Raw genomic sequence first — 24026 nt, forward strand, 5'->3', positions numbered from 1 at the left:
CCAAAGGGCATGACTTCGCTTCCGTTACAGATGAGCAACTCGCTGATGCCATTCGTTTGATTAACAACCGTCCTCGTAAATGTCTCGGGTGGAGGTCGGCTCACGAAGCCTTCATGGAAGAGGTGTCGCACTTAGCTTGACAATTCATCTTAAAATAATAATTACGCTTTTCTTTGAAGCGTACCTCTCTGCTCCTCTACCTCAATAAATACAGCCCGCTCATCCGGTTGATTGTTAGGCGTATGCATAGTGAGCATGAGTCGGTCATCCAATGTCCGGAACAGCATGCCATGCCCGCCGTCCTCCGGAAACAAAGTCTCCTCATCTTGCATCCACGGCCCTTCGATGCGGCCGCTCTTCGAACGTGCAATGCCGATTGCATATCCATTTACAGATCCGCTTGACCATAACATAAGCAGTTCGGCTGCCTCATTCTTAAATAGGAACGGACCATCCGTTACATATACGTCTTTGTTGTCGCCGCCCGCAACTGCCCATGGCGCTTCCGAAGCTGAGAATAGCGTAATCGGCTCACCCACTGCCTCTTGAAGATCTGCCGTTAGCGGAACGGCACACATTTTGCCATCCCTTACCTGCACCCACTCCTGGCAGAATACCATCCACGGCTGGCCGGACTCATCAATGTGTAAAGTGCCATCTAGACATTCCCATTCCGCCGGTGTCACTGGACTACTGCTAAGCGGTTTAAAAGGACCGGCTGGCTCATCCGCTATAAGCACCTGCGTCGCACGGCGTTTATCTTCGGACTTAAACGACGCAAACATATAGTAGCTCCCATTATAGGAATAAACCTCCGGCGCCCAGAAATGGTGGTCAGCCCAGAAGCCGGACTCCGGCCTGAATGCAGGAATAGGGCCTTCCCATTGCTCCAAATCCGTACTGCGATACGTATCGAACCCTGTCCCTGGCCCTGACCACACATTCTGATCCGTCGTACCGTATAAGTAATAACAATTATGCTGCTTGTCTACGAAAATAAACGGGTCTCTTATTCGAATATCCTTCCGATGAACCATTGAGCAATCTCTCCTTCATTCGTCTAGGTCACGCTCGAAAAAAATACCCTGATAGAGAGCTAGCTTACTCTATCAGGGTATTGGGCTAATTTGCTTTTGCTTCGCGATATGCCGCGATATACGCCGCTGCCTTCTGTTCAATGAGCGAGAAGTCTCCGGTTTTCACCGCATCCTTCGTTAGATCGGAACCAATGCCGACTGCGACAGCTCCTGCCTTCACCCAATCTTTCAGATTATCCAGCGATACTCCGCCGGTCGGCATTACATTCGCTTGAGGCAGCGGTCCTTTTATAGAAGGAATGACGCTTGGGGAATACAGGTTGCCAGGGAATAGCTTCACGATATCAACGCCGAGCTCAAGCGCGGTTTGAATTTCATGAATCGTCATTGTGCCTGGCAGAATCGGAATCGCGTAACGATTGCAAAGCTTGATCGTATCTGGATTCAGCGCAGGCGATACGACATATTCGGCACCCGCCAGAATTGCTGCGCGAGCCGTTTCCGGATCAAGCACCGTACCTACGCCGATAATGGCGAAGTTGTCCGCTTCAGGCGATACATCGCTCGAGTACTCCTTCGATAGCTGCTCAATTGCCCGCAGCGCGAATGGAACGGTCATCGTAATTTCAATCGCTTTAATCCCGCCTTTGATGGCGCGGCGCGACATTTCCACAACTTCCTCCGGCGAGTCCGCACGCAATACTGCTACTACACCGGCCTCCGTCAACTGCTGCAGCACTCTAAGCTTTTTCATCCGTGAGTCCCTCTTCCTTTTATGTTCGTATTTGTTCGAAAATGTATTGTCTATTACGCTCATTATATGTCGTTTCTATTATTTCTTCAATCCTTCTAGGATTTCTTCAATCCTTCTATTACTTCTTCAATCCTTTTACTACTTTGCGTAATCGATTTCTAAAAAAGCCTCGACTTCTAGAGCCCAACGCTCGCTCACAAATTGCACATGCAGCGGATGCTCATTGTAGGCGTCATAATCAGCTTGATTGGCGAATTCCATTGCAAAGCCGTGGCGATAGTTATTTTTGGCGCTAACCTGCTTATACACTTGAAAGTTTGTTACCGTTGGTATGGAAGTCAATATCCGCTCCCCATCTGCAAGAAACTGTGCTTCTTCCGCCGAGCCCTGCTCATGCTTCAATGTAAAAATAACCGAATGCAAAATCCACTCTTTCGTTTGCGTTGACATTCAAATCGCTCCCTCTTCTACATGAATTCAAACCATCGTTTTAAAAATAACATAAACAAGCTGCGGAGTGGAGCGTTTTCATTCTAAATTTTCCGAATAACATACGATCAACTGTTTAGGTAAGCCGGGATATGTTTAACTTACTGAGGAAAGACTAGCCAAAAACTAGGAGGTTGAGCATAAATGTTTAGACGTATGGATGAAATAATGATTGAAATTCCTGATGTGGAGAAACCAGATCCTAACGCTGCAGCTGCGATTCAAGAATTGCTCGGCGGGAAATTCGGGGAGATGTCGACGTTAAACAATTACTTGTTCCAATCCTTTAACTTTCGTTCAAAAGAAAAGCTAAAGCCCTTTTACGATTTGGTGATGAGCATTACCGCGGAAGAGCTCGGTCACGTTGAGCTTGTTTCGCATGCCATCAACAAATGCCTAAGAGGCTCTACCGACTATAAAGAGCCAGATAAAACACCGCTTGGCTCCGTGCAGGATGCGCGTTTATCCTACCATTTTCTATCAGGCGCACAAGGGGCGATGCCATTCGACTCCATGGGCAATCCTTGGACTGGCGCCAATGTATTCAACAGCGGGAATTTAGTTGAGGATCTGCTGCATAACTTTTTCCTCGAATGCGGTGCCAGAACCCATAAAATGAAAGTATACGAAATGACCGACCACCCCGCCGCAAGAGCGGTTGTCGGCTTTCTGCTCGTTCGTGGGGGCGTACATGTCGTTGCTTACGCAAAGGCGCTTGAGATTGCAACCGGCGTAAACGTAACCAAACTCGTTCCGATTCCTTCTTTGAGCAACAAAGCCTTTAACGAAGCAAGAAAATACGAGGAAAAGGGTGTTCATACGAAGCTCTATACGTGGAGCGACAAGGACTTTACCTCGATCGACCAGATTTGGAAAGGAACGCATCCGGAGGACGATCTTCCGCTTGAAGTAATCCAGGGCTCGCCGAAAGGATTTCCGATTCCTGAAGCCCCTGCTGTTGAGGAAGAGTTCGCGCCAGGCATTTCCGAAGAGGAATTCAAAGCGATTGCCAAGCGGCTTAAGATGGCTGGCAACATTAAATAATAAATGCGGAAGTAGAGTTCTAGTTACAGTTCAAGTACAAGTACAAGTTACAGATTAATTCGATTTTTAGTTTGAGTACTAGTTACAGGTCTAGTTCCAGTTACAGTTACAGTCACGGTTACATTTCCGGTTCCAATTCCAATACCAGTCACAATTCCAGTTTTAGTTCCGGTTCCAGTCACAATTCCAATACCAAACACAATACCAGTACCAATCACAATTCCAGTTTTAGTTCCAGTTCCAGTTCTAGTTACAGTCACGGTTACAATTCCGGTTCCAGTTCCAGTTCCAGTTCCAGTTACAGTAACAGTCACGGTTACAATTCCAGTTCCAGTTCCAGTTACAGTTACAGTTACAGTCACGGTTACAATTCCGGTTCCAGTTCCAGTTCCAGTTCCAGTTCCAGTTCCAGTTCCAGTTACAGTCACGGTTACAATTCCGGTTACAATTCCGGTTCCAGTTCCAGTTACAGTCACGGTTACAATTCCGGTTCCTTTCCAGTTCAGTAGGACGTTTAAGCCTAGAAATTTTTCTGTTTTTCAAGCTATAAAAGCTTGGTCTCCGTTCGGATAGATGCTATACTTGCAGCAGACGAAGAACGTCCTTATGCCTTTTTATGGCTTAAGGGCGTTTTTTTATTGGCTAAGGAGGCTTGTTGAAATGAGTAGTTTTGAACAGTCATATGCTGAATTTTTGGAGATTCATGAAAAGCATCGCAGCGGAGAACGCAAAGGTAGATTAGTACGAGGACATGGCTTTGCTGAGAAGCTGCTGCTTCAGAACGTATGGTGGCCGCTTTTTGGGAATTTTCACAATCTCCATCCAGAATATGAGGTTTATGATTGGAATCGAAAATCACAGTTTCTCGATTTCGCATTTCTCCCGGAATTCGGACGCTTTGGAATAGAATGCGACGGTTTTCAAAGCCACATTAAAGATATGGATCGAGAAAAACATAGCTATGCTGTAAATCGTGATAACTTTCTGACCGGGATGGGCTGGAGGATGTTTCATTTCACCTTCGATGATGTCCAGCGGCGCCCTGAAATCTGTCGCATGCTGCTTCAACTATCATTAGCCCCTCATCTCATTCGCGTTGATTCCCACACGTCACTTAACCTGAAAGACCGAGAGGTGCTTCATTTAGCATGGTCATTAGGCCGCAAAATACGCCCCAAAGATGTTCAAAACCATTTCAAGATTAATTTCCGTACCGCACGCCATCGGCTTGGTACGCTAGTGGAGAAAAAACTTCTCCGTCCTGTCATAAACGGCAAGGACATCCGCTTTTATGAGCTCACTGAAAGCTCGTTGGAGAAGCTGCTGTAGATCACTTAGATCTTAAATCTTAAATCTTAGATCTTAAATCTTAGATCTTAGATCTTAGATCTTAAATCTTAGATCTTAAATCTTAGATCTTAGATCTTAGATCTTAGATCTTAGATCTTAGATCTTAGATCTTAGATCTTAAATCTTAAATCTTAAATCTTAGATTTTAGATCTAGCTGACTCGTTCGCTGGCTGAGCTACGTTCCAGTTGCAATGCATTCCTATGAGCATTCTAATGCAATTAGTGCAACTTAAAGGAATTGTTTAATTGATTGGTTACCACCTCAGCTTCTCTCAACCTTCTACCTAAGCTACGTTGCAGTTTATACACTCTAATCGTCGTTTAACTAACCACGCTCTTGCTACGCTGCAGTTTCTGCAACAGAACTTTGCTTTTCAAGCCAGTTACACGCTTCAAAAGGAGATTCTATTGTACTTTCTGCAACGTAGCTTCGTGTGATGCCCTTCATGTAAGCTTTCTATTGCAGAATGTGCATTGTAGCCTCACGGTTTGCTCATTGAGATCTCTGTTGCAGTACGTGCAACGTAATAATGGTTGGTTGATTGATTGGAAGTAGCTGGTGGGTGGGTGGTTACCTCTTCAGTCACTCCTAACCTTTTACCCGGGCTACATTGCAGTTAATACACTCTATTCGTCGTTTAACTAACCACGCTCTTGCTACGCTGCAGTTTCTGCAACAGAACTTTGCTTTTCAAGCCAGTTACACGCTTCAAAAGGAGATTCTATTGTACTTTCTGCAACGTAGCTTCGTGTGATGCCTTTCATCTAAGCTTTCTATTGCAGAATGTGCATCGTAGCCTCACGGTTTGCTCATTGAGATCTCTGTTGCAGTACGTGCAACGTAATAATAGTTGGTTGGTTGGAAGTGGCTGGTGGGTGGGTGGTTACCTCTTCAGTCACTCCCAACCTTCTACCAGGGCTACGTTGCAGTTAATACACTCTATTCGTCGTTTAACTAACCACGCTCTTGCTACGCTGCAGTTTCTGCAACAGAACTTTGCTTTTCAAGCCAGTTCTTTTCTTAAAAGGGAATTCTGTTGTACTTTCTGCAACGTAGCTTCGTGTGTTGCCCTTCATGTGAGCTTTCTATTGCAGAATGTGCAACGTAGCCTCACAACATTCTCTTTTTAGCTTTTTATATCAGATAAGTGTAACGCAAAGTAAAATAGGTTAGTTAAAGAATAGTTCGAACGGTCACTCGGAGCCAAAGGGTCGCATGATTTCAAGGACTGGAGGGTTACTGGAATTACTGGAGTTACTGAGGTTACTGAGGCTTCTGGGGTTACTGGGTTACTGGGTTACTGGTTCACCATTGTAAACACACAAATCGAACATTCGAGATTTGTGAACTTATCCCGCTTAATATCATTCACAATTTTAAAAAACGAACAGGTTTGAGTTTGAAAACCCTGACATTATGCTGTCAGGGTTACTACGTTACAATTAAGCTAATCATGTATAAGAATTGGAAGAAGGAGGTCCTGAACCTATGCGTATGCCCCAATCATTACGCTCAAACACTGCTGCAGCCCCGCTGATTAGCACCAAACAGCTAAACCGCGCTTTGCTGTATAGACAGATGCTGCTGGAGCGCTCCAGTGTTAGCGCCCTTGAAGCGATTGAACGGTTGGCTGGCATTCAAGCGCAAGCTCCAACCCCGCCTTATTTTGCCCTGTGGACTCGGCTTGAGAACTTCCGTCATGAGGAACTGTCTAATCTACTCATGGAACGGAAGGTTGTACGTATCGCACTAATGCGTTCTACGATCCATCTGGTAAGCGCGAGCGATTGCTTGGAGATGCGGCCCGCGGTTCAACCGGTTTTGGAGAAAAGCCTGCAAAGCACGTTCGGGAAAGAGCTTAGAGGCTTGGCGCTTAGAGGCTTAGAGCTGAGTGGCTAAGAGTTTACAGCCATCGCCAATGAAGGCCGTCGATTAACCGAGGAAAAGCCACGCACCTTCAACGAGCTGGGCAAACTGCTAGCTGATCAGTGGCCACAAGCTTCTCCTTCCGCTCTTAGTGCAATCATCCGAACCCTCGTCCCGCTTGTTCAAGTGCCGCCGCGCGGAATTTGGGGCTCCAGCGGTCAAGCTATGCATACTTCCGCGGAGAGCTGGCTCGGCCATTCGCTTGCACATGCACCTTCAATTGAATGCATGCTCCTGCGTTACCTCGCCGCTTTCGGACCAGCAAGCATCAAAGACATGCAGACATGGTCCGGCCTCAGCAAGCTTCGTGAAACAGTTGACAAGCTCCGTCCTAAGCTGTGCGCCTACACAGACGAGCACGGCAACGAGCTGTTCGACCTGCCGAACGCTCCAATACCATCCGAAGATACGGCGGCGCCGCCACGGTTTCTTTCTGAATTCGACAACATGCTGCTCTCCTATGCCGACCGCAGCCGCATCATCGCCGAATGCTACAAGCCGCTCGTATTTACCGTTAACGGCATCATTCGCTCCACATTTCTAATCGACGGATTCGTATGCGGCACTTGGAGAATAGAACAGTCGCGCCAAGCAGCAAAACTTTATATTCAACCGTTTGAGAAGCTGCCTGCTGCCGATCGCGAGGCACTATCTGCTGAAGGAGAGAAACTGCTTGCATTCGCAGCTGCTTCCGCTGCCTCCCATACGATTGTTTTTACGGAGTAATGGCCGTGATTCCTATTATTATCCCCCCAGATAACCGGAAGACCGCAGAAAACGGTCCATTCGATCCAACGCTTCCGTAAGCCTCGATACCGAGGATGCATATGAACACCGAAGGAAGCCTTCCCCGCCTTGCCCAAAAACATGACCAGGCACAGTCGCTACCCCTGCTTCAAAGAGCAGCTTTTGGGCAAAATCATCTGAGCTTAGGCCCGTATGCGCAATCGACGGGAATGCATAAAACGCACCTTTTGGCTCATGGCATGGCAACCCAATCTCCATTAAACCCTGGACGAACATCCGTCTGCGCTGAGCATAGGACTCGATCATCATATCCTTTTCCGCTAGGCCGTTCCGAAGCGATTCAATTGCAGCAATCTGGCCAAGAGTCGGCGCGCACATCACGGTGTATTGATGAATTTTGAGCATGGCTGCAATCAGCTCCTGATGTCCACATGCGTATCCGATCCGCCAGCCTGTCATCGCAAAAGCCTTCGAAAAACCGCTAATGAGCAGCGTCCGCTCCCTCATTCCCGGCAGTGAAGCGAAGCTTGTATGCTTCTCTCCGTAAGTCAGCTCCGCGTAAATCTCATCTGAAATAACGATCAGGTTATTTTCCTCCACCAACTTCGCAATCGGCAGCCAATCCTCGTACTGCATAATCCCGCCAGTCGGATTGTTAGGGTAGTTGATAATAAGCACCTTAGACCGCGAAGTAAGCTCCGCCTTTAAAGCCTCTGACGTAAGCTTAAAATGGTCCTTCGCGAACGTCTCCACCTCGACGACCTTCCCCCCATTCAGCTGCGCAATTGGAGAATACGCGATATAGCTCGGAACGGGAACGAGAATCTCGTCACCAGGACCAATCAGTGCCCGCAGCGCAAGATCGATCGCTTCGCTGCCGCCAACGGTTACGAGGATTTCGTTCGCTGGTTCATAGTTCACCTGAAAGCTATGATGCAAATAACTTCCTATTTCCTCTCTCAATTCAAGAAGACCTGCGTTAGGCGTATAGGAGGTTTTTCCAACTTCAAGCGCCCGTACGCAAGCTGCTCTCACATGTTCAGGTGTAACGAAGTCAGGCTCCCCGACGCCAAGCGAAATAATATCCTTGTTCCCTTCCGCTAAGCTGAAAAATTTACGAATGCCCGAAGGCGGGATTTGCTGTACGATCGGCGAGATCTGCTCGCGCATGGACCATGCTTTCATCTTTTTTTCCCCCTAATTTAGGCTGCTGAACAAGACGAGACGGCTTCGCCGTCCTCTGCAAGAGGAAGGTATCCGTTTCCCGTAGAAATAGAAGAATACTTTATCGCGTGAAACGTATAAAGTCTTATATTAAAACAAAAAGAGACCCATCCCTATAAAGGGACGAGTCTCCACCCGTGTTACCACCCTAGTTTCACGCCAAGCGTGACACTCTGCTCATGCATCAGTCAATACATGTTCCCGTTAACGCTGGAAATGCGGCAGAGCTTACTCTCGTTCAGCCTGCTTCTCGGAGATGGCTTTCCGCTATGGCCCGAACGTTGGTTTTCAGCTGCCCCAACTCTCTGTTCGATCAGGCCCGTAACGTACTCTTTCTCGTCATGGAATGTAAAAGCTATTCAGCTTGTCATTAATCGTTAACGCTAATCATGAAATTTTCACCAATGATATCACCATTACCGCTCAGATGCAATACCCATTTTTGTTTCTATTAGTCAGAAATGCTTAATAGTAAATTTCTATAAAGGTTATTCGTTTTATATATTTCCCTTATAAACTTAGAAGCTGTAACATCCTACTTAACTTAACACATTGCAACAATGTATCACATAACGATTCGCTATAAAACCAAGGAGGCAACTATACAATGAGTGATATCGTAAAAAAACACTTTGACGCCGCCGCTCCCCATTATGACCGGCAGCGCCGACAGCTTATTCCCTGCTTCGATGACTTTTACGGGCTGGCAACCCTTGCGGTTGCTTGTGCGAATGAGAACCCGCGCATCCTTGATCTAGGCGCCGGTACAGGACTTTTTTCATCCTTTGTGCGCAGCAAATATCCCAGTGCCTCTATTACGTTAATTGATTTAAGCGAGGAAATGCTCAAAGAAGCGCATGCGCGTTTTGGAAACGATCCCGCTTTCAGCTATATCGCAGCAGATTATACAAGCTACAGCTATAGCGGCCAGTATGATGCCGTAATCTCCTCCCTCTCCATTCACCATTTGACGCATCCTGCCAAAAGAGCGCTTTTCGCGACTATCCATGCGCTATTGGCTGATGGCGGCGTGTTCGTAAACGCTGATCAAGCAGCAGGTGCAACACCCTATTGGGACGACTACTACATGTCTGAGTGGCTTAAGGCGATTCGCAAAAGCGGGCTTTCGGACGATGCGGTTAACGCCTCAATTGAACGGAGAAAGGTAGATATCAACGCTGGTGTAAAGGATCAGTTAAGCTGGTTATCCGAGGCAGGCTTCGCTGATTCCGACTGTATATATAAGCATCACGGCTTTGCTGTTTTTACGGCTATTAAAAGCAGCACAAACACATAGTCGCATAGCCCAAAGCGCCGTTAATACCAACCAGGAAAGTGGGTATTAACGGCACTTTTTTTGATTAGCGCGCACTTTACGTAGAATATGCAGTGCAGTGCAATGTATGCAGTGTCGTGCCGTGCAATGCAAAGAAGTATAGTGTCGTGCCTTGCAGTCCAGTGCAGTGCAGTGCAGTGCAGTGCAGTGCAGAGCAGTGCAGTGCAAAGAAGCGCATTGCGTTTCACAGCCCATTTCATCCCTTTTTAAAATAACCACTTGCAATCCCTTTAATCCCGAGTATAATACTAGGTATAAGAAAACCACTTAGATTGGAGCTGCTCCACATGACACATTCCGATACACGCATTGCTGCCAAATGGGTTGACGATTATTTGGATCTTTACAATTTTGCCGTAACCATTGGGGATGCTGAATGGCAGCAGCAAATCATTCAAACACTGCACGCCAAAGACAACCATATCCAGCTTGAAATCGAGCACGGCATTCGCGTTGATTTATGGCTCCGTTTCGATAACATTAATCGTAAAATGCTCGATATATATGAACAGCTGCGGAATGCTCAGCATTCGGAACAGCAGCAAAAACAGCTTCGCGAGAAGGTTTGGGAATTTAAGCTTCAACGGGTGATGATCGCAAGCAAGCTGAAAGCTCACTACGCTTTATAAGCATTGTCGTTCGAGGGAAATTCAGAGGTTATTTCCGGGCATAAAAAAAAGCCTGCATGCAGTGGTCTGCTCTGCTTAGCTATGTAAGGCAACACTATTTACGCAGGCATGCAGAAATCTGCTCTGCCGAGCTTACCATGCTCATTCTATGAATGGCCAGATTCATAGGTGAGGACTACTACATGGATACCTGCTCCATGTCACGCATCATTTTCATCATCATCGTAGACATTTCATCACATTCCTGCATTTTCATCATCATCATGTTCATATCCATGCTGTCCATCATGTTCATTTCCATGCAAGTATCCATCATCATCTTCATGGACTTCATCTTGCACATCATCTCTTCCATGCACATGTTCATCATCATTTGCATTGCCATCTTTTCCATGTCCGTTCACCTCCCTTAGTCGTTTCTTATACAGAAGATACTACAGCCTAGAAAATATTTCAAGGCTTTTTTTGTTTTTATTATTGATTTTTCAATTATAAATATGATATAAATAAAGATTACACTTTTAATCCATATTTATCCGGTTGGATTTATAGTGATGCTCGGACAAATTACTATTCAAGAATCCAAGGATGCGGAGAGACGTTTACTCGGTGAGCTTCCCGTATGATAGCCGGCTATTAGGCACTAACCGCTGGGCAATGGCACACCTCGGAATCCATAGTTCGCTGGTTATATCTGGATGACCGTCGTCTCTACAACAAAAAGGCCGTGACCGCAGGTTTTCACCTTGCAGGCACGGCCTCGCTTTTGTCATAACGGGTTATTCATTAGCCGCTGGCAGCTCTGGGTTCGGATCAGGCGCGACATCATCCTTATGCGCTTCGATGAAGGCTTGCGTATCATAGAGCATAGCCGCTGCCTCGCCGCGGGTCAACACATGCGCAGGATCGAAGTTTCCAGCTTCGTCCAAGGATGCGATTTTGTACAGAAGCGCCCGTTGAATCGTACCTTGATAATCGATCTTAATATCCTTCTCGTCTTGAATCGGAATGAACATCTTGATCGTCGGGTACTGGCCTGTCAGCTCAAGCGCTTGGACCAAATAATGGGTAAACTGCTCCTTGGTGAGCGGTGCAGACGGGTCAATATCGGCCGGGATGTCGAGGCCATTGTAGTGCGCAATCACGAAATCCTCCGCGAACCATGCGTCATTTTTTACTTGCGTATAATATCCGTCAGCCGTAGGCGCCTTATTGAAATCAATAGCAGCCAAGCTGATTTGAGTCGTTCTCACGATTAGTGAAATCCCCTGCGCGGCAGTCAGGCTGTCCTCCGGATGAAAGGCCGTATCGCTCACCCCTTTTATAATTCCCTGCTGCTGCAAGGCTTCAATTTTCACTTTGCTGCCTGCATTAGCAATATCGTTAAAAGGAGTAGCGGCGAAGGCTTGTGTTGTAAAGGATGCAGAAAGCATGACCGCGACCGCTGCAATAGCTGTGCTCATTCTTTTCTTCATGGTCGTCCACCTCTTCTGATTGGTTTTGTCCGTTCTTCTATTTGAACGGCCCCATGCTCAAAAAGGTTGCAGTCACCTTATATCTATGCTCTTTTCTGCACGCGCATATACCTCTCTTCGAAGCTGTGCATAAAGCAAGCCGAAGCCGGCAATGCCTACAGCCGCCAAGATGCTGCATAATTGATACATAGCCCGAGGACCTGCTTCCTCGAACATGACGCCTCCGATTATACCAGCTGCGATACCCGATAAACCGCCCCAGGTAAGCGCATAGACGGCCTGTCCCGAGGCTCTGAATTCGGCCGGAACAAGAAGCACGGTCAGCTGCGTTCCGATATAATAATAACCGCCAAAGGTTAAGCAATGGAGCACTTGGATGAAAATAATTTGCTGCGCGGTGTCCGCTCCCGACATGAGGAGCCAGCGCAGCGCGAAGAGCATGCTGATCACAACCAGGCACAGCACCATTGTCCTTGCATTCTTTTTCAAGTAACGGTCCAGCAGCAGAAAAACCGGTATTTCAAAGATAGAAGACCAGAATGCCGACCAACCAATGAGCGATGCCTCTCCGCCAAGCTCTTTGATATAGAGCGCAATGAAGGTTGTATTCATAGAGTTCGGAATAGAGATAACCAAACCGATCATTAGAAACAGCAGAAAGGATCGTTTGACGAACATGGAACGGTAATTCACTTTGCCCGCATGGGCTGCCCCTTTAGCTTCGCCTTTGGGAAGCATAAAAGCAAAGCCGAGCGATAGGAGCATCATTGCCGTATAGATCACCCATAGACGCTCAATGCCGATCTGCCCGATGACAGGACCTGCAGCCACCGCCATCAGCGCCCAGCCTAAGGAGCCGAACAATCGAAAAGCGCCAAATTTGTGTGTTGTCCCTTCTATGCTGTTAAGTATTAAGCTGTTGGTCTGTGAGAATAGCGGCATTTGGAAAAAGAAAAAGAACAGCATGCACACGTAAATAAGCGTGTATGATTGGAATAGAAAAACAAACTGCATGATTATCATGCTTCCAATAAGCATGATGATCAGAATGAGCCTAATATTGCGAATCCGATCGCTCAAATAACCCCAAAGCGGATTGGCTATAATCGAGACGACAGGTCCCCCTGCCATCAAGGCGCCAATCTCAATGGTAGTCATCCCAACCGATTGCAAATAAAGGGCAAAAAAAGTGCTGTACACGGCAATTGCGCCATAGACAAAAAAATTAAACGCCTTAATCAAATGTAATGACTGGCTTTCGTTTCGATTCATATCCCTATCCTTCATCCAGCCGTCAGCGCGGGCTAGTCTTAAAGCTTCACGGCAGACGTGCGGGAACGCGCAATAACTTCGTCCGCGCTTACCTCTCGCCCCAGCTCCTCCGACATATAAATCCCCTCGCTGATCAGCATCGTATTCAGCGCAATCTCCGCTGTTGGGAGCAGCGGCACCCTGCCTTGCAGCGCCGCCACCCAGTGATGCTGGGAGCTGCTGTACGCATCCTCGTTTTCGTTCAGTCGATGCCTGCGCAAATCCATCATATCAAGGTCAAGCGTACTGTCCATATCCATGTCGCATACCGTACTGTGATAACTGAATGGCTGCGCTCCCGCGCCTACTTGATCATTCGGCAGTCTTATGCCGCCCTTCGACCCGGCAATGCTGCTGCCCTCGAAGCCGCCTAGATGCACGGCCCATGCCTCCACAATATCAAGCGTCAAGCCGCCTGCGAACCGAATAAATCCAGTTGCCAGCTCCTCAACGTCAAAGCCGCTCTGCTCTTTGCGATCCGCGCGCATATCCGTTTCCTGATACAGCTTCCCAGTAATGCGGTCCACCTGGGGATTGCCAAGAAGATATAGAAGCTGTGCGATATGATACACGCCCATATCCAGCAAGGCACCACCTGCCGCCGTCTCCTTGCGCGTGAAATAAGGCGTGCCGTAGCCATCGACAAAGGGCCGGTTTCTTCTGCGGAAGCCCGTTGAGCGTGCATGATACAGCCTGCCGAGCATACCGCCATCAATCAGCGTTTTGGCTGCCTTGGTATCCTTACCATATAACGTAAACAGCTGGACATGCAATTGTTTTCCGTGCTTCCGCGCAGCCTCAACCATCGCCCTGCCGTCCGAATAGGTCCCCGCAATCGGTTTCTCGCAGTAAACATGAAGACCGGCTCCCAGCGCGGCGATCGTCACGGGGGCATGAAAGTTGTTGTGCAAGCAGACATCCACCGCGTCCAGGTCATCCCGCTTCAGCAGCTCGCGGAAGTCCGCATAAGCATGCGGAATGCCATACTGCTCTGCTACCCGGTTCGCTTCGAGCTCATTGACATCGCATACCGCCACCAGCTCCGCTCCAGGTATGCCTTTATATTTTTCAATATGCATTTTGCCGATTTGGCCGACGCCAATGATCGCTATCCGTATGTGGTCCATCTTATTTCTCCTCTTCGCTAGATGTGGTCTCAGCATCTGCAAGCAGCTTCTTCACTTTGGCAATAAGCAGCTCTGTCTCGACGTATTGATTGCCTGGAGCGTTATATTCCACGCCGTAATAACCTTTATAACCAGCGTCCTTCAACAGGTGAATCGTCGACAAAGCCCCTTCGCCATCAACCGTTTCCTCGTCAAAGTGCGTATGGTAAGCCCAAGGAGCAACCAGCCTGTCCCCTTCCGCTTGGTCTGCCTTCCAACGGCCGAGATGCACAAGAAAACCAAAGGAAGGATGATCGACAGCTTCCGCAAGACGCTTCATTTCGTTAGGGTTGAGCGAAGCACCCATGTGGTTCTCCGGTCCGATAAGAAAGCCGTGATCCGCCGCAAAAGACGAGAATTGCTGATAACGCTTAACCGTGTACTCGAATTGCTCTTCGGACATTTTCTCCTCGTTCTTGTAGCTGCCTCCTGTATCGATTCGCACAGTCTCTGCGCCTAATAAGACAGAGGCCTTAAGATGAAGCAAAGCATTCTCATACAGAAGCCTGCGCATATCCTCATCAGGGTCCCATAAATGTGCCCCATCTATAGCAAAGTTAATGAGGCGCAGCTCTTTTTCATCGAGCGCCTCGCGTATTTTACGAATATAGCCTTCATCAGCCAGCTTCATGATCGGCTTGCTGCTGCGGTCTATGAAAAAACCGTTCCACAAATCAACCGCATCCATCCTGTAACGGTATTTCACCGTTTCCAAATACCCGAATACATCCATCTTGCCTTCCAAATACAAGTTATTAAAAGAATAACCCCCGATAGATATCTTCATTTATTGTTCCTCCCCTAATAAATAGATTTGCGGACATACCCTCATTATAAGCTTCGCTCCCGATCGGCTGCGGTGCACTTTCTTCTTATTAAGGGGTAAATTTCTACTCTCGCATCCGCACATGATTTCCTAGTTCGATATACCTCCTCTTATTTACAAATTCAATACAATTTCTAAATAATGGGATAATAAATAGCTGATATGATCTAGTAGAAATGAACGACAAACGACAAGCCGCTCCGAATTAACGCTGTCTGGGAGGGATCAAGCTGCTTACATACCGACCACAGCGTCGGAGATTTGAATCATACTACAACCCCCATTAGAGAAAGGTGATCTCATTCCATGCAAATGAAAAAAGCAATGGCCATCTCCATGATCGCAGCAGCAATCAGCGCCTCGGCAGTTACACCAGTGTTCGCTCAAACGGCAGCTGCCAAACAATCGGTGCAAATCAACGCCTCCAGCTTTCTCGTCAATGCAAATCCGGTTTCCATCCGTACAGTCGTAGACGGAGGCGTAACGCTTGCTTCCGTTCGTGACATGATTAACGCAATTGGCGCTACGCTGCATATCAACAGCGATCGCACAGTAGTCGTGAAATTCGGTGACCATACGCTGAAATTCAAGCATGCTTCCAAGTCCATCACGGTAAACGGCACAGCTACTCCAATTTCACACCCCGTGAAGGAAGTCGCATACTCCACGTTCATCGAGCCCGCTGCTTTCATACAAGCGCTTGGCGGCAGCTACGAGAACAACGTGATTAGCACGGTAGAGCTGCTGGAAGGAGCAGAGCACGCTGTATGGGCTAATGCTTCCCAGCTGATTGTTTCGAACTCGGCAGGCGAAGGACGCGAGGACTACTTGGTTAACGCGGCAACCGGCAAATACGAGCTGCTGCTCACATCCGAAGGCGCTTCTGAGCTTGTTCTTTCTCCTGATGGCACAAGCGTTGCTTACTCCGATGCGAACGGTGCCGTATTCACCATTGACCTAGCTACTAAGCAATCGAAGCAGGTTAGCACGGACAATTCGATCAAAAACGAGCTGCAATGGTCCAACGACGGCGCTTCGCTGTTCTTCCTGCAAGGCGACAAAAGCTCGGTCATCGCTAAAGTAACGCTGGCAGATGGCAAAGTATCCAAAGTGCTTGAAGATAAAGTCGATTACAAGGCAAACCTTGAAGTATCCGCTGACGGCACGCAATTCGCCTTCTACGTATTCAAGCAGCCGAAAGTAACGGCCGACAGCAACAAGGACGTTGAGCTTGATGATGTTGCGATCGATGCAACGGGTACTGAGCCGCAAATCTACTTCTACAATGCGAAGGCAGCAGACAACAAGCCTGCTCAGCTTACTAAGGACACGGCGGATAAAGTGTTCCTGCAGCTTTCGGCAGACGGCTCGAAAGTCAGCTACGTGAGCGTAAGCAATGATGAAGCAAGCCTAGGTCAACTGGTAACGATTGATAACACAGGCAAAGCAAGCACACCGGCGTTTGCCGATAAGGATGTTTATCAGCTCGTTCAAGGCGGAAGCAAGCTTTATCTGCTGACGGCAGACGGGAACAGCACGAACGCAATCTATGAGGTTGACGGCGAGACTGGCGCAAGCAAGCTGGTACAAACCGTTTCTGACAGTACATCGGAGCTGATTGTATCAAACAGCGCTAACTTTGCGGCACTAATTGACGGACAGCTGGCTGTATGGACGGATGGCAGCTGGAAAAACATAACTAACTAATATAATGGAGGTATTTTCTAATGAAATGGTTTAAACAACTTACAATCGCAGCGCTTATCGCCGTAATCGGCTTCAGCTCTGTTCCTGCTTCTACGCCTACCGCAACTGCTGCAAGCAAGCTGAGCGGCAAAATCGTGATCAACGGCTCCTCTGCCCTGCTTCCTTTGACGCTTCAAGCGGCGAATGAATTCAAAAAGCTTAACCCGAAGGTTAAAATCTCTGCTTCCGCTGCAGGTTCGATCACAGGTCCGCAGGCAGTTCGCAAAGGCATCGCTAACATCGGCGCAGTAGACTGGGATGCTTCCAAGGACGTTCCGGGCTTTAAGAAATTCGACGGCCAAGTGGCTCACAAGGTAGCTGTCATTCCTTTCGCTGCTGTCGTGAATAAAAACGTTACGGCAACTAACCTAACGACAAAAGAGCTGCAAGGCATCTTCTCCGGCAAAATCAAAAACTGGAAAGAGGTTGGCGGCAAGGATGCAGAAATCATCGTCGTAAACCGTACTTTCGGTTCAGGCACGCGTGTAAACTTCCAAGACAAAGCGCTTGACGGCACAGATTTCATGACCAAGGGCGACAATTACAAAGAAGTAAAAACGAGCGGCGACATGAAGTCCGCTATTGAAACAACGCCAAATGCAATCGGTTATATGGATCTTGCTTATGTAACGGACAAAATGACAGCTGTAAAAATCAACGATATCGCTCCGACTGAAGCGAACGTAATCAATGGCAAATACAAGGTATGGGGCTACGGCTATTACATGACCAAAGGCGAGCCTACAGGCGCTACCAAAGAATTCATTAAATACGTACAAAGCACGAAGTTCCAAAACGGTTCATTGAAAAAGCTAAAGTTCATTCCGATCTCGGCTATCAAATAATTTTCGATCTACGGAGCGGTCGGCTTGCGCGAATAAGCGCCTGAGCCGGCCGTTCTTTCCTTCAATGGCATTAAATTTTATCCCCATTTATATTTCATAGCGTAACGAGCAGAGCGGCCTACAAGCCGACATCTGCCCCGTTTGCATAGAGGAGCTTACCGTATATGTTGGAATCCACTCATGCCGGGCGGCAGCCGCGTCTCTCTACAGAGCTTGGCAAAGCGATACTGGCGGGCAGCAGCAAGCCGTTTGACCGGAGATCCCGCTTATTTTTCTCGAACCGCCTCTTCCGTTACCTTTGCATCGCAGCAGCCAGCTTTGTATGTCTTATTCTTTTTCTCATCCTGCTGCTCATGTTCCGTACAGGCGTGCTTACCTTCAGCCATATTTCATTCGCAGACTTCTTCTTCAGCACCGAATGGAATCCCGAGAATGAGCAGTATGGAGCGCTAATCTTCATCTTCGGGACCTTTGCGCTTACCGCGCTAACGCTGCTCATATGCGTACCGATTTCTTTGATTATCGCCGTATTCCTTTCGGTATTCGTACCGCCCTGGCTCAAAAATATGCTTCGTCCCGTATTAGACCTGCTTGTCGGCATCCCTTCCGTCGTTTATGGGTATTTGGGCTTAACCGTCCTTATTCCGCTTATCCGCAACGTAACGGGAAGCGGCATGGGCGACGGCCTGCTGGCAGCGGCACTCGTGCTTACCATTATGGTGCTGCCAACCGTCAGCCGCATTAGCGACGACGCAATCAGCGCGGTGCCTGCCAAGTTCAGCGACGCTTCTTATGCCCTCGGGGCTACCCGTTTTCAAACGGTATGGAGAGTGCTCCTCCCTTCTGCCAAGAGCGGTATTATGTACGCAGTCATCCTAGGCATGGCCCGTGCGGTCGGCGAGACGATGGCTGTCGTCATGGTCATTGGCAATACGCCGCAGCTTGCAGATAGCCTGCTGAAGCCTACGTCCGTCCTAACGAGCAATATCGTCATGCAAATTTCCAACGTTCCGTTCGACTCTACATGGAACTATGCGCTTTATCTGATGGGCTTCCTGCTCCTCGTCATCTCGCTATTGATGATCGTCGCCATCCGCTGGCTTCAACGGAAAGGGGCGCAAGCATGAAGCATACTTTAGAGATGAACCCGTCAGCCAATCCGTTCAGCGGCAAAAAAGGACTTAATCGTCTAAAAGACCGCATGTTTACAGGAGTCGTATGGACGCTTGGCGTCTTGATTATCGCCTTTATCTTCGGGCTTCTCTATCTCATTCTGCAGGATGGACTTCCCAAAATAACATGGGATTTCATATTCGGCCTGCCGAGCGAAATTGACGAAGGCGGAGGCATCGGACCGACGCTGATCAACTCCTTTTATATTTTGTTCATTTCCCTGCTCATATCCATCCCTCTAGGCATGGCTGCAGGCATTTACTTGGCGGAGTTCGCGCCGGACAATAAGCTGATCGGCTTCGTCCGCATTTGTGTGGAGGGTCTTGCATCCGTGCCGTCCATTATTTTCGGCTTATTCGGCATTGCCTTGTTCGTAGAGTACTTTGAGATCGGATTAACCATCCTAGGCGGCGCAGTCAGCCTCGCTTTCTTGAACCTGCCCGTGCTAACGCGGGTTACTGAGGAATCGATCCGCTCCGTGCCCAAGGAACTGAAAAGCGCCTCCTTTGCGCTTGGCGGCACGCATTTGCAGACGATCACGCGTGCATTGATTCCGGCAGCACTCAGCGGCATCATTACGGGTATCTGCCTTGTCGCTGGCCGCGCATTCGGTGAAAGTGCCGTTATTATCTTGACAGCTGGCGTCACCACCTCCGGCGAGATGTGGGATTTCAGCCTGTTCTCACCGGGTGCCACGCTCGCTGTTCATTTATGGTACGTGCAGTCGGAGGCTATTGTCGGCGATGCGCAGGAAATTGCGCAAAAAGCAGCAGCTGTGCTCGTATTCGTCGTGCTTCTTATCAACTTGGTCTTCCGCATACCGCTGTGGCTCAATGCGCGTCGCACGAAACGTTCGTAATGTACAAACGTTCGTAATGTACAGCTCCTATATGATATAAGCCTAACATTCATCAGCCGCATCTCCTCTGGATGCGGCTGATCCCCTCTTGGGAATTTATTGTAAAAAAAAGGATACCCTCCGTAAAACAGCCACGCTATAATAAAGGAGTACGCACAAGATTAAAGAACGGCGGTGCTGCTCCATGGTCAAATTACCTAAGCTGACAGTCCCCAAAACCATTCTGGAAAGATCGCATGACGCGATCGCTATCCTGCTGCTGGTGCTCTCCTTTTCTTATTTCATCATAAAATGGGCTGATCTTCCTCAGACGATTGCCATCCATTTCAACGGAAGCGGCGAGGCTGACGGCTGGGGAAGCAAAGCAGTGCTGCTTCTGCTGCCCGTTCTATTGCTTGTCATTTTCATCGGGCTTTCGTTATTGCGAAAAATCCCCCATCAATTCAACTATATTGCTGTTATTACGGATCAAAACGCTCTTCATCACTACAAAAACGCCATTATTTTGCTTAGCTGGGTTAAGCTTGAGATTGTCCTCATTTTCAGTTATTTGCAGTGGGCCGTCATTCAGAATGCACTGGGAGAATCAAGCGGCATTGGCTTGTGGCAGCTTCCCGCCGCGTTCCTCATTCTGCTTGGAACGATTCTATATTATGTGATGAAATTAAGGAAATAGCGCGATAACCGCGCTCTGCCATATTGTAGTTTCCATCTGGATATCATTTTCTGATAGAATGGATAACACAGGCTATCTATCGGAGGTTAAGATTTTGGACTATATTATTTTGGATATTGAATTTAATGGACGCAAATTTGCAAGTGAGCTGCCGATGGAGGTTATCGAGATCGGAGCCGTTCGTTTGAATAGCGAGCTGCAGCAGACCGATGAGTTTTCCGCTTTAATCAAGCCCATCTATTTCGCCAAGCTGAACAACTTTATCAAGAAAAAAACAGGCATACCTCAAGAAGACATCGATACCGCAAGCCGGTTTCCCAAGGTCATCCGCGATTTCACCGCATGGTTGAACAAAAGCGACTCTTTCCTGCTGTTTACTTGGGGCGGCGAGGATTTGAAGCGAATCGTCTATGATACGCGGATGCATAAGCTCGATGACAGCTTCTGGATGGCAGCCGATTATTTTGACCTGCTGAAAGGCTATATTCGTTATAAGAATGTCACGAACGACGTCAGCGTCGAGGCTGCCCTGGTAGATCTCGAGATTGAAGCTCAGGGCTCTGCCCACCGCGCGCTTGATGATGCTCGTATGACGGCCGAAGTATTCCGTAAAATCTACGGCGAGCTTGATTTCAGCCTCAAGCAGCAATTTAAGGATATGTATACGAATGCCAAGGAAAGGCGCATGGTCAAAAATGCGATACGGACCATGACCTCGCAGAAGGTAGTGCCGCAATGGGAGATATTCGCCGAGAAATACCTTGCGGGGAAAGCCAGCTTCGAGGATGTACGGAAAGTTGCTGAGCTTCAGCAGTATTTTGATGCGGAGCTGGAGAAAGCAGCCAAGCCGACCGCCGGACAAGTCGTTTAATTCGAATAATTAAAAATATAACAGAAACCCCCGATTCTTCATGCGAAGACCGCATGGAATAGAATTGGGGGTTTTGCAAGTATGGGAGAATAGACAGCAATGGAACGCAGCACCAAGTCAGTCGCAACCTATGAACTTCTTTATATCATTGGCATTATCGCCATTTCTTTTTCATCCATTTTCGTACGCTGGTCAGAAGCCGATGTCGCCGTCATCGCGATGTACAGGCTCTATTTGACCAACCTCATCATGCTGCCGCTCGTTTGGAAGTACCGCGCAGAAATGTTCCATCTCAGCGCAAAGCAATGGCGGCTGCTTGCCTTCTCAGGCGTCATGCTCGCCCTGCACTTCCTCCTATGGATGGCCTCCCTGCGCCTGACGACCGTCGCGAGCTCCACCGTCATTCTGACTTTGGAGCCTGTTATGGTCATGCTCGGCTCTTACTTCATCTTCCGCATCAAGGCCAATCGGATGATGCTGTGGGGCATGGGGCTTGCGCTCGTCGGCTCCGTCGTAATCGGATCAGGCGACTTTGCCCTCTCTGGCGATGCTTTGCTCGGTGATATCCTCTCCTTGCTGGGCGCTGCAGCCGTAGCTGTCCATATGTTGATCGGGAAGCAGCTCCGCAAAGATATGAGCGCCTTCGCCTACAACTTCTGGGTTTTTGCGCTTGCCGCTACGGCGCTGGCCTTCTACAATATCGTGCGCGGCAACTCCTTCACTGGCTACAGCTCGAAGGAATGGGGATTATTCCTGCTGCTGGCGATCGTGCCGACCTTGTTCGGCCATTACCTGTTCAACTGGCTGCTGAAGCATATGAGCGCCGCCGCGGTGTCCATGTCCGTACTCGGCGAGCCGGTCATTTCCTCCTTGCTCGCATGGGTGCTCCTCAAGGAAGCATTGACAGGGTATCAGCTGGCAGCCGGAGCTTTGATCCTGTTCGGCGTTTGGCTGTTCATTCGGCACGGGAAAGAATAACACAAAGGGGAGTAAGGAGCTGAATGCCGCTCGGCAAAATCAACAATGCCGGGCTTTCGCGCAGCCTTATTCCTTCCTCATGATCATATCCGCTCGTACGCGATAATAGGTCGAATCTTGCTAATACTGGCATTGCCAACATAGTCCCCCAAACTCAGTATTACTAACAATACTCACATAAGCCTATTCTCACTATTACTGGCGACACTAGCGTTGCTCCCCACTGCCTGCTAATCTCCGCTTTTAACAGCCGCGATCATTAAAAACATGGGGCGGCGAAGCTCGTCCTTCATGTCAGGGTACTCGGCCAGCATCTCTTGCGATGGCTGAGGCTCAGAGAGTTTCTTGATACGAAAACCCGCTTCAATTAGCGAATTGATATATGTGGCTACCGTTCGATGGTATTTCACCACGTCATGGCCCAAGAAATTCGTTTCCCTCGCGCCTTCCGAATAATACCCGTCAACCGGCCAATGCAGCTTCTCGCCATTCGGGCCGTAATGCCAATCCTGCGCCGCAAACGCAGTGAATACAGGATGCTCCGCTGACAGGACAAACGAGCCGCCAGCCGCGAGAGCTTCATAGACGGTTCGGCATACGCTTGAGAAGTCCTCTACATAATGCAGTGCAAGAGAGCTCAGCACCACATCGAATTCGCCCGGCTGAAAAGCTAAGTCTTCTATCGCACAGTTGCGATATTCAATCCCTGCGTCATTCGTCAGCGCTCTTGCCCGGTCAAGCATATTATCAGAGAGATCGATACCAACAACCGAACGTGCCTGCTGCTCGCGCACATATCTGCAATGCCAGCCGAAGCCGCAGCCAAGGTCTAGCACTCTTTTGCCGCTTAGCTCAGGAAGCATTTCACGCAGGATATGCCACTCTCCAGCCGCATCCAATCCGCCGATCGAACGGGACATTGTACTGTAATTCGCGAAAAAGCCAGGTTCATCGTATTTATTTTGTTTCATGGCATTCATTCCCTCCTAGCTGGTCGAATTTCTGCTGCTCCGCATGCCTGACAGCACCTTCACGCCTTCCTGCTTACCTTCTGCAAACTGATGGTATAGCTCCGATTCTCTTGGAATAAGCGCAAGCTTCCCCTCTTGATTGAAGTGAAGCCCCCAGCCATATTTCTTAGGCAGCATCGAAGCGCGCATGCAAGCCGTTGGCTTGGAGTAGAACGTCTCCCTAATCTCAGCTCCCCTCTCAGCAAGCTCCTCGGGCGCAATCCCCTTATGGCGTACATGCACCTCGTACAGCAGCTCCTCCTGCGTATACTGGTATGGCTGCTCAGCTGCAAGCTCATATTCCAAGCTCGGCTTCGTTCGACCACCCTTCTTGTCAGGCGGAACCAATCCGAACTCAGACGGGCAATCGGGTGAAACCGTAATAAACGTATTGTAGTAATTCCATTCCATGCGGCATTCCTCCTCATAGAGTCTATACTCCCATTATAGCCCATTTTACTGTTGGAATGTCCTGTCACCAGCTGCCCTACCTGCCTTATTCCTGAAATACGTCCTGTATGCAGGAGCCAGCCATACAACGCTTTGAGTACA

The 24026-nt window shown here is 48.5% G+C and carries 23 protein-coding genes, 2 pseudogenes and 1 other annotated feature; of the genes and pseudogenes, 13 read left to right on the plus strand and 12 right to left on the minus strand.

Translation table 11 applies throughout. The features are described 5' to 3' along the window. Positions 1–140: pseudogene (locus tag AB4Z29_RS21120) on the plus strand (IS30 family transposase); the annotation flags it as partial. Positions 141–161: 21 nt separating this feature from the next. On the opposite strand, the gene AB4Z29_RS21125 reads toward AB4Z29_RS21120, so the two are convergent. The 3 genes from AB4Z29_RS21125 to AB4Z29_RS21135 all read right to left on the minus strand — a co-directional run bounded on the left by AB4Z29_RS21125 (position 162) and on the right by AB4Z29_RS21135 (position 2241). Next, complete coding sequence (locus AB4Z29_RS21125) at positions 162–1037, minus strand: glycoside hydrolase family 43 protein (protein ID WP_441944974.1); 876 nt, start codon at positions 1035–1037, stop codon at positions 162–164. Between the two features lie 85 nt (positions 1038–1122). Beyond that, positions 1123–1791 (minus strand): bifunctional 2-keto-4-hydroxyglutarate aldolase/2-keto-3-deoxy-6-phosphogluconate aldolase, encoded by a 669-nt coding sequence (locus AB4Z29_RS21130; protein ID WP_441944975.1) that lies wholly within the window; start codon positions 1789–1791, stop codon positions 1123–1125. A 138-nt stretch (positions 1792–1929) separates the two neighbouring features. Next, on the minus strand, positions 1930–2241 hold the full coding sequence (locus AB4Z29_RS21135) for a Dabb family protein (protein WP_441944976.1): 312 nt from the start codon (positions 2239–2241) through the stop codon (positions 1930–1932). A 183-nt stretch (positions 2242–2424) separates the two neighbouring features. Between AB4Z29_RS21135 and AB4Z29_RS21140 the strand changes: the two genes are divergently transcribed. After that, a complete protein-coding gene (locus AB4Z29_RS21140) occupies positions 2425–3324 on the plus strand; it encodes a manganese catalase family protein (RefSeq protein ID WP_441944977.1) in 900 nt (299 codons plus the stop codon). A gap of 47 nt (positions 3325–3371) precedes the next feature. Here AB4Z29_RS21140 and AB4Z29_RS21145 read toward each other — a convergent pair whose 3' ends face one another. Then, complete coding sequence (locus tag AB4Z29_RS21145; protein WP_441944978.1) at positions 3372–3800, minus strand: hypothetical protein; 429 nt, start codon at positions 3798–3800, stop codon at positions 3372–3374. A gap of 184 nt (positions 3801–3984) precedes the next feature. On the opposite strand from AB4Z29_RS21145, the gene AB4Z29_RS21150 reads away from it, so the two are divergent. Then, positions 3985–4653: a hypothetical protein gene (locus AB4Z29_RS21150; RefSeq protein WP_441944979.1), complete on the plus strand. Its 669-nt coding sequence runs from the start codon at positions 3985–3987 to the stop codon at positions 4651–4653. 1601 nt (positions 4654–6254) lie between these two features. Further along, positions 6255–7328: pseudogene (locus tag AB4Z29_RS21155) on the plus strand (winged helix DNA-binding domain-containing protein). Positions 7329–7346: 18 nt separating this feature from the next. Here the strand turns inward: AB4Z29_RS21155 and AB4Z29_RS21160 are convergent. Further along, positions 7347–8534, minus strand: a complete 1188-nt coding sequence (locus AB4Z29_RS21160) for an aminotransferase class I/II-fold pyridoxal phosphate-dependent enzyme (RefSeq protein ID WP_441944980.1) — start codon at positions 8532–8534, stop codon at positions 7347–7349. Between the two features lie 155 nt (positions 8535–8689). Next, positions 8690–8925 (minus strand) — a binding site (T-box leader). Positions 8926–9180: 255 nt separating this feature from the next. Here AB4Z29_RS21160 and AB4Z29_RS21165 point away from each other — a divergent pair. Both AB4Z29_RS21165 and AB4Z29_RS21170 read left to right on the plus strand, forming a co-directional pair. Then, positions 9181–9870, plus strand: coding sequence for a class I SAM-dependent methyltransferase (locus AB4Z29_RS21165; protein WP_441944981.1), 690 nt, complete (start codon positions 9181–9183; stop codon positions 9868–9870). Positions 9871–10196: 326 nt separating this feature from the next. Further along, complete coding sequence (locus tag AB4Z29_RS21170) at positions 10197–10538, plus strand: hypothetical protein (RefSeq protein WP_441944982.1); 342 nt, start codon at positions 10197–10199, stop codon at positions 10536–10538. A 178-nt stretch (positions 10539–10716) separates the two neighbouring features. On the opposite strand, the gene AB4Z29_RS21175 is transcribed toward AB4Z29_RS21170, so the two are convergent. From AB4Z29_RS21175 to AB4Z29_RS21195, 5 genes are all read right to left on the minus strand, one after another. Beyond that, the gene (locus AB4Z29_RS21175) at positions 10717–10932 is read right to left on the minus strand and encodes a hypothetical protein (protein ID WP_441944983.1); all 216 of its coding nucleotides are present in this window, start codon (positions 10930–10932) and stop codon (positions 10717–10719) included. 385 nt (positions 10933–11317) lie between these two features. After that, positions 11318–12013, minus strand: a complete 696-nt coding sequence (locus tag AB4Z29_RS21180) for an S-layer homology domain-containing protein (protein WP_441944984.1) — start codon at positions 12011–12013, stop codon at positions 11318–11320. 72 nt (positions 12014–12085) lie between these two features. Then, complete coding sequence (locus tag AB4Z29_RS21185; RefSeq protein ID WP_441944985.1) at positions 12086–13285, minus strand: MFS transporter; 1200 nt, start codon at positions 13283–13285, stop codon at positions 12086–12088. A 38-nt stretch (positions 13286–13323) separates the two neighbouring features. Continuing rightward, positions 13324–14451 (minus strand): Gfo/Idh/MocA family protein, encoded by a 1128-nt coding sequence (locus AB4Z29_RS21190; RefSeq protein WP_441944986.1) that lies wholly within the window; start codon positions 14449–14451, stop codon positions 13324–13326. A gap of 1 nt (position 14452) precedes the next feature. Beyond that, positions 14453–15277, minus strand: a complete 825-nt coding sequence (locus tag AB4Z29_RS21195; RefSeq protein ID WP_441944987.1) for a sugar phosphate isomerase/epimerase family protein — start codon at positions 15275–15277, stop codon at positions 14453–14455. A gap of 345 nt (positions 15278–15622) precedes the next feature. Between AB4Z29_RS21195 and AB4Z29_RS21200 the strand changes: the two genes are divergently transcribed. From AB4Z29_RS21200 to AB4Z29_RS21230, 7 genes are all read left to right on the plus strand, one after another. Continuing rightward, the gene (locus AB4Z29_RS21200) at positions 15623–17023 is read left to right on the plus strand and encodes a stalk domain-containing protein (protein ID WP_441944988.1); all 1401 of its coding nucleotides are present in this window, start codon (positions 15623–15625) and stop codon (positions 17021–17023) included. 20 nt (positions 17024–17043) lie between these two features. Beyond that, entirely contained in the window at positions 17044–17907 is an 864-nt protein-coding gene (locus AB4Z29_RS21205; protein ID WP_183566433.1) for a phosphate ABC transporter substrate-binding protein, read from the plus strand. 164 nt (positions 17908–18071) lie between these two features. After that, complete coding sequence (pstC, locus tag AB4Z29_RS21210; protein ID WP_441944989.1) at positions 18072–19034, plus strand: phosphate ABC transporter permease subunit PstC; 963 nt, start codon at positions 18072–18074, stop codon at positions 19032–19034. 14 nt (positions 19035–19048) lie between these two features. Continuing rightward, positions 19049–19939 (plus strand): phosphate ABC transporter permease PstA, encoded by an 891-nt coding sequence (gene pstA / locus AB4Z29_RS21215; protein ID WP_441945111.1) that lies wholly within the window; start codon positions 19049–19051, stop codon positions 19937–19939. Between the two features lie 184 nt (positions 19940–20123). Then, entirely contained in the window at positions 20124–20615 is a 492-nt protein-coding gene (locus AB4Z29_RS21220) for a DUF1648 domain-containing protein (RefSeq protein WP_441944990.1), read from the plus strand. 94 nt (positions 20616–20709) lie between these two features. Beyond that, a complete protein-coding gene (locus tag AB4Z29_RS21225) occupies positions 20710–21486 on the plus strand; it encodes an exonuclease domain-containing protein (RefSeq protein WP_441944991.1) in 777 nt (258 codons plus the stop codon). A 99-nt stretch (positions 21487–21585) separates the two neighbouring features. Next, positions 21586–22464: a DMT family transporter gene (locus AB4Z29_RS21230; protein WP_441944992.1), complete on the plus strand. Its 879-nt coding sequence runs from the start codon at positions 21586–21588 to the stop codon at positions 22462–22464. Positions 22465–22694: 230 nt separating this feature from the next. Here the strand turns inward: AB4Z29_RS21230 and AB4Z29_RS21235 are convergent, their stop codons facing one another. Then, positions 22695–23435 carry a class I SAM-dependent methyltransferase gene (locus AB4Z29_RS21235; protein WP_441944993.1) on the minus strand — a complete coding sequence of 247 codons (741 nt, stop codon included), beginning with the start codon at positions 23433–23435 and terminating at the stop codon, positions 22695–22697. A gap of 15 nt (positions 23436–23450) precedes the next feature. Continuing rightward, positions 23451–23885: a DUF6157 family protein gene (locus tag AB4Z29_RS21240; protein WP_441944994.1), complete on the minus strand. Its 435-nt coding sequence runs from the start codon at positions 23883–23885 to the stop codon at positions 23451–23453. Positions 23886–24026: the final 141 nt, after the last annotated feature.

The organism is Paenibacillus sp. 2TAB23 (assembly GCF_052115165.1).
GTDB lineage: Bacteria > Bacillota > Bacilli > Paenibacillales > Paenibacillaceae > Pristimantibacillus.

What these genes read in the sequence shown, in the direction of transcription:
- AB4Z29_RS21125 (WP_441944974.1), bottom strand. Translation starts at nt 1,037, where the DNA reads ATGGTTCATCGGAAGGATATTCGAATAAGAGACCCGTTTATTTTCGTA.
- AB4Z29_RS21130 (WP_441944975.1), bottom strand. Translation starts at nt 1,791, where the DNA reads ATGAAAAAGCTTAGAGTGCTGCAGCAGTTGACGGAGGCCGGTGTAGTA.
- AB4Z29_RS21135 (WP_441944976.1), bottom strand. Translation starts at nt 2,241, where the DNA reads ATGTCAACGCAAACGAAAGAGTGGATTTTGCATTCGGTTATTTTTACA.
- AB4Z29_RS21140 (WP_441944977.1), top strand. Translation starts at nt 2,425, where the DNA reads ATGTTTAGACGTATGGATGAAATAATGATTGAAATTCCTGATGTGGAG.
- AB4Z29_RS21150 (WP_441944979.1), top strand. Translation starts at nt 3,985, where the DNA reads ATGAGTAGTTTTGAACAGTCATATGCTGAATTTTTGGAGATTCATGAA.
- AB4Z29_RS21160 (WP_441944980.1), bottom strand. Translation starts at nt 8,534, where the DNA reads ATGAAAGCATGGTCCATGCGCGAGCAGATCTCGCCGATCGTACAGCAA.
- AB4Z29_RS21165 (WP_441944981.1), top strand. Translation starts at nt 9,181, where the DNA reads ATGAGTGATATCGTAAAAAAACACTTTGACGCCGCCGCTCCCCATTAT.
- AB4Z29_RS21170 (WP_441944982.1), top strand. Translation starts at nt 10,197, where the DNA reads ATGACACATTCCGATACACGCATTGCTGCCAAATGGGTTGACGATTAT.
- AB4Z29_RS21175 (WP_441944983.1), bottom strand. Translation starts at nt 10,932, where the DNA reads ATGGAAAAGATGGCAATGCAAATGATGATGAACATGTGCATGGAAGAG.
- AB4Z29_RS21180 (WP_441944984.1), bottom strand. Translation starts at nt 12,013, where the DNA reads ATGAAGAAAAGAATGAGCACAGCTATTGCAGCGGTCGCGGTCATGCTT.
- AB4Z29_RS21185 (WP_441944985.1), bottom strand. Translation starts at nt 13,285, where the DNA reads ATGAATCGAAACGAAAGCCAGTCATTACATTTGATTAAGGCGTTTAAT.
- AB4Z29_RS21190 (WP_441944986.1), bottom strand. Translation starts at nt 14,451, where the DNA reads ATGGACCACATACGGATAGCGATCATTGGCGTCGGCCAAATCGGCAAA.
- AB4Z29_RS21195 (WP_441944987.1), bottom strand. Translation starts at nt 15,277, where the DNA reads ATGAAGATATCTATCGGGGGTTATTCTTTTAATAACTTGTATTTGGAA.
- AB4Z29_RS21200 (WP_441944988.1), top strand. Translation starts at nt 15,623, where the DNA reads ATGCAAATGAAAAAAGCAATGGCCATCTCCATGATCGCAGCAGCAATC.
- AB4Z29_RS21205 (WP_183566433.1), top strand. Translation starts at nt 17,044, where the DNA reads ATGAAATGGTTTAAACAACTTACAATCGCAGCGCTTATCGCCGTAATC.
- pstC (WP_441944989.1), top strand. Translation starts at nt 18,072, where the DNA reads ATGTTGGAATCCACTCATGCCGGGCGGCAGCCGCGTCTCTCTACAGAG.
- pstA (WP_441945111.1), top strand. Translation starts at nt 19,049, where the DNA reads ATGAACCCGTCAGCCAATCCGTTCAGCGGCAAAAAAGGACTTAATCGT.
- AB4Z29_RS21220 (WP_441944990.1), top strand. Translation starts at nt 20,124, where the DNA reads ATGGTCAAATTACCTAAGCTGACAGTCCCCAAAACCATTCTGGAAAGA.
- AB4Z29_RS21230 (WP_441944992.1), top strand. Translation starts at nt 21,586, where the DNA reads ATGGAACGCAGCACCAAGTCAGTCGCAACCTATGAACTTCTTTATATC.
- AB4Z29_RS21235 (WP_441944993.1), bottom strand. Translation starts at nt 23,435, where the DNA reads ATGAAACAAAATAAATACGATGAACCTGGCTTTTTCGCGAATTACAGT.
- AB4Z29_RS21240 (WP_441944994.1), bottom strand. Translation starts at nt 23,885, where the DNA reads ATGGAATGGAATTACTACAATACGTTTATTACGGTTTCACCCGATTGC.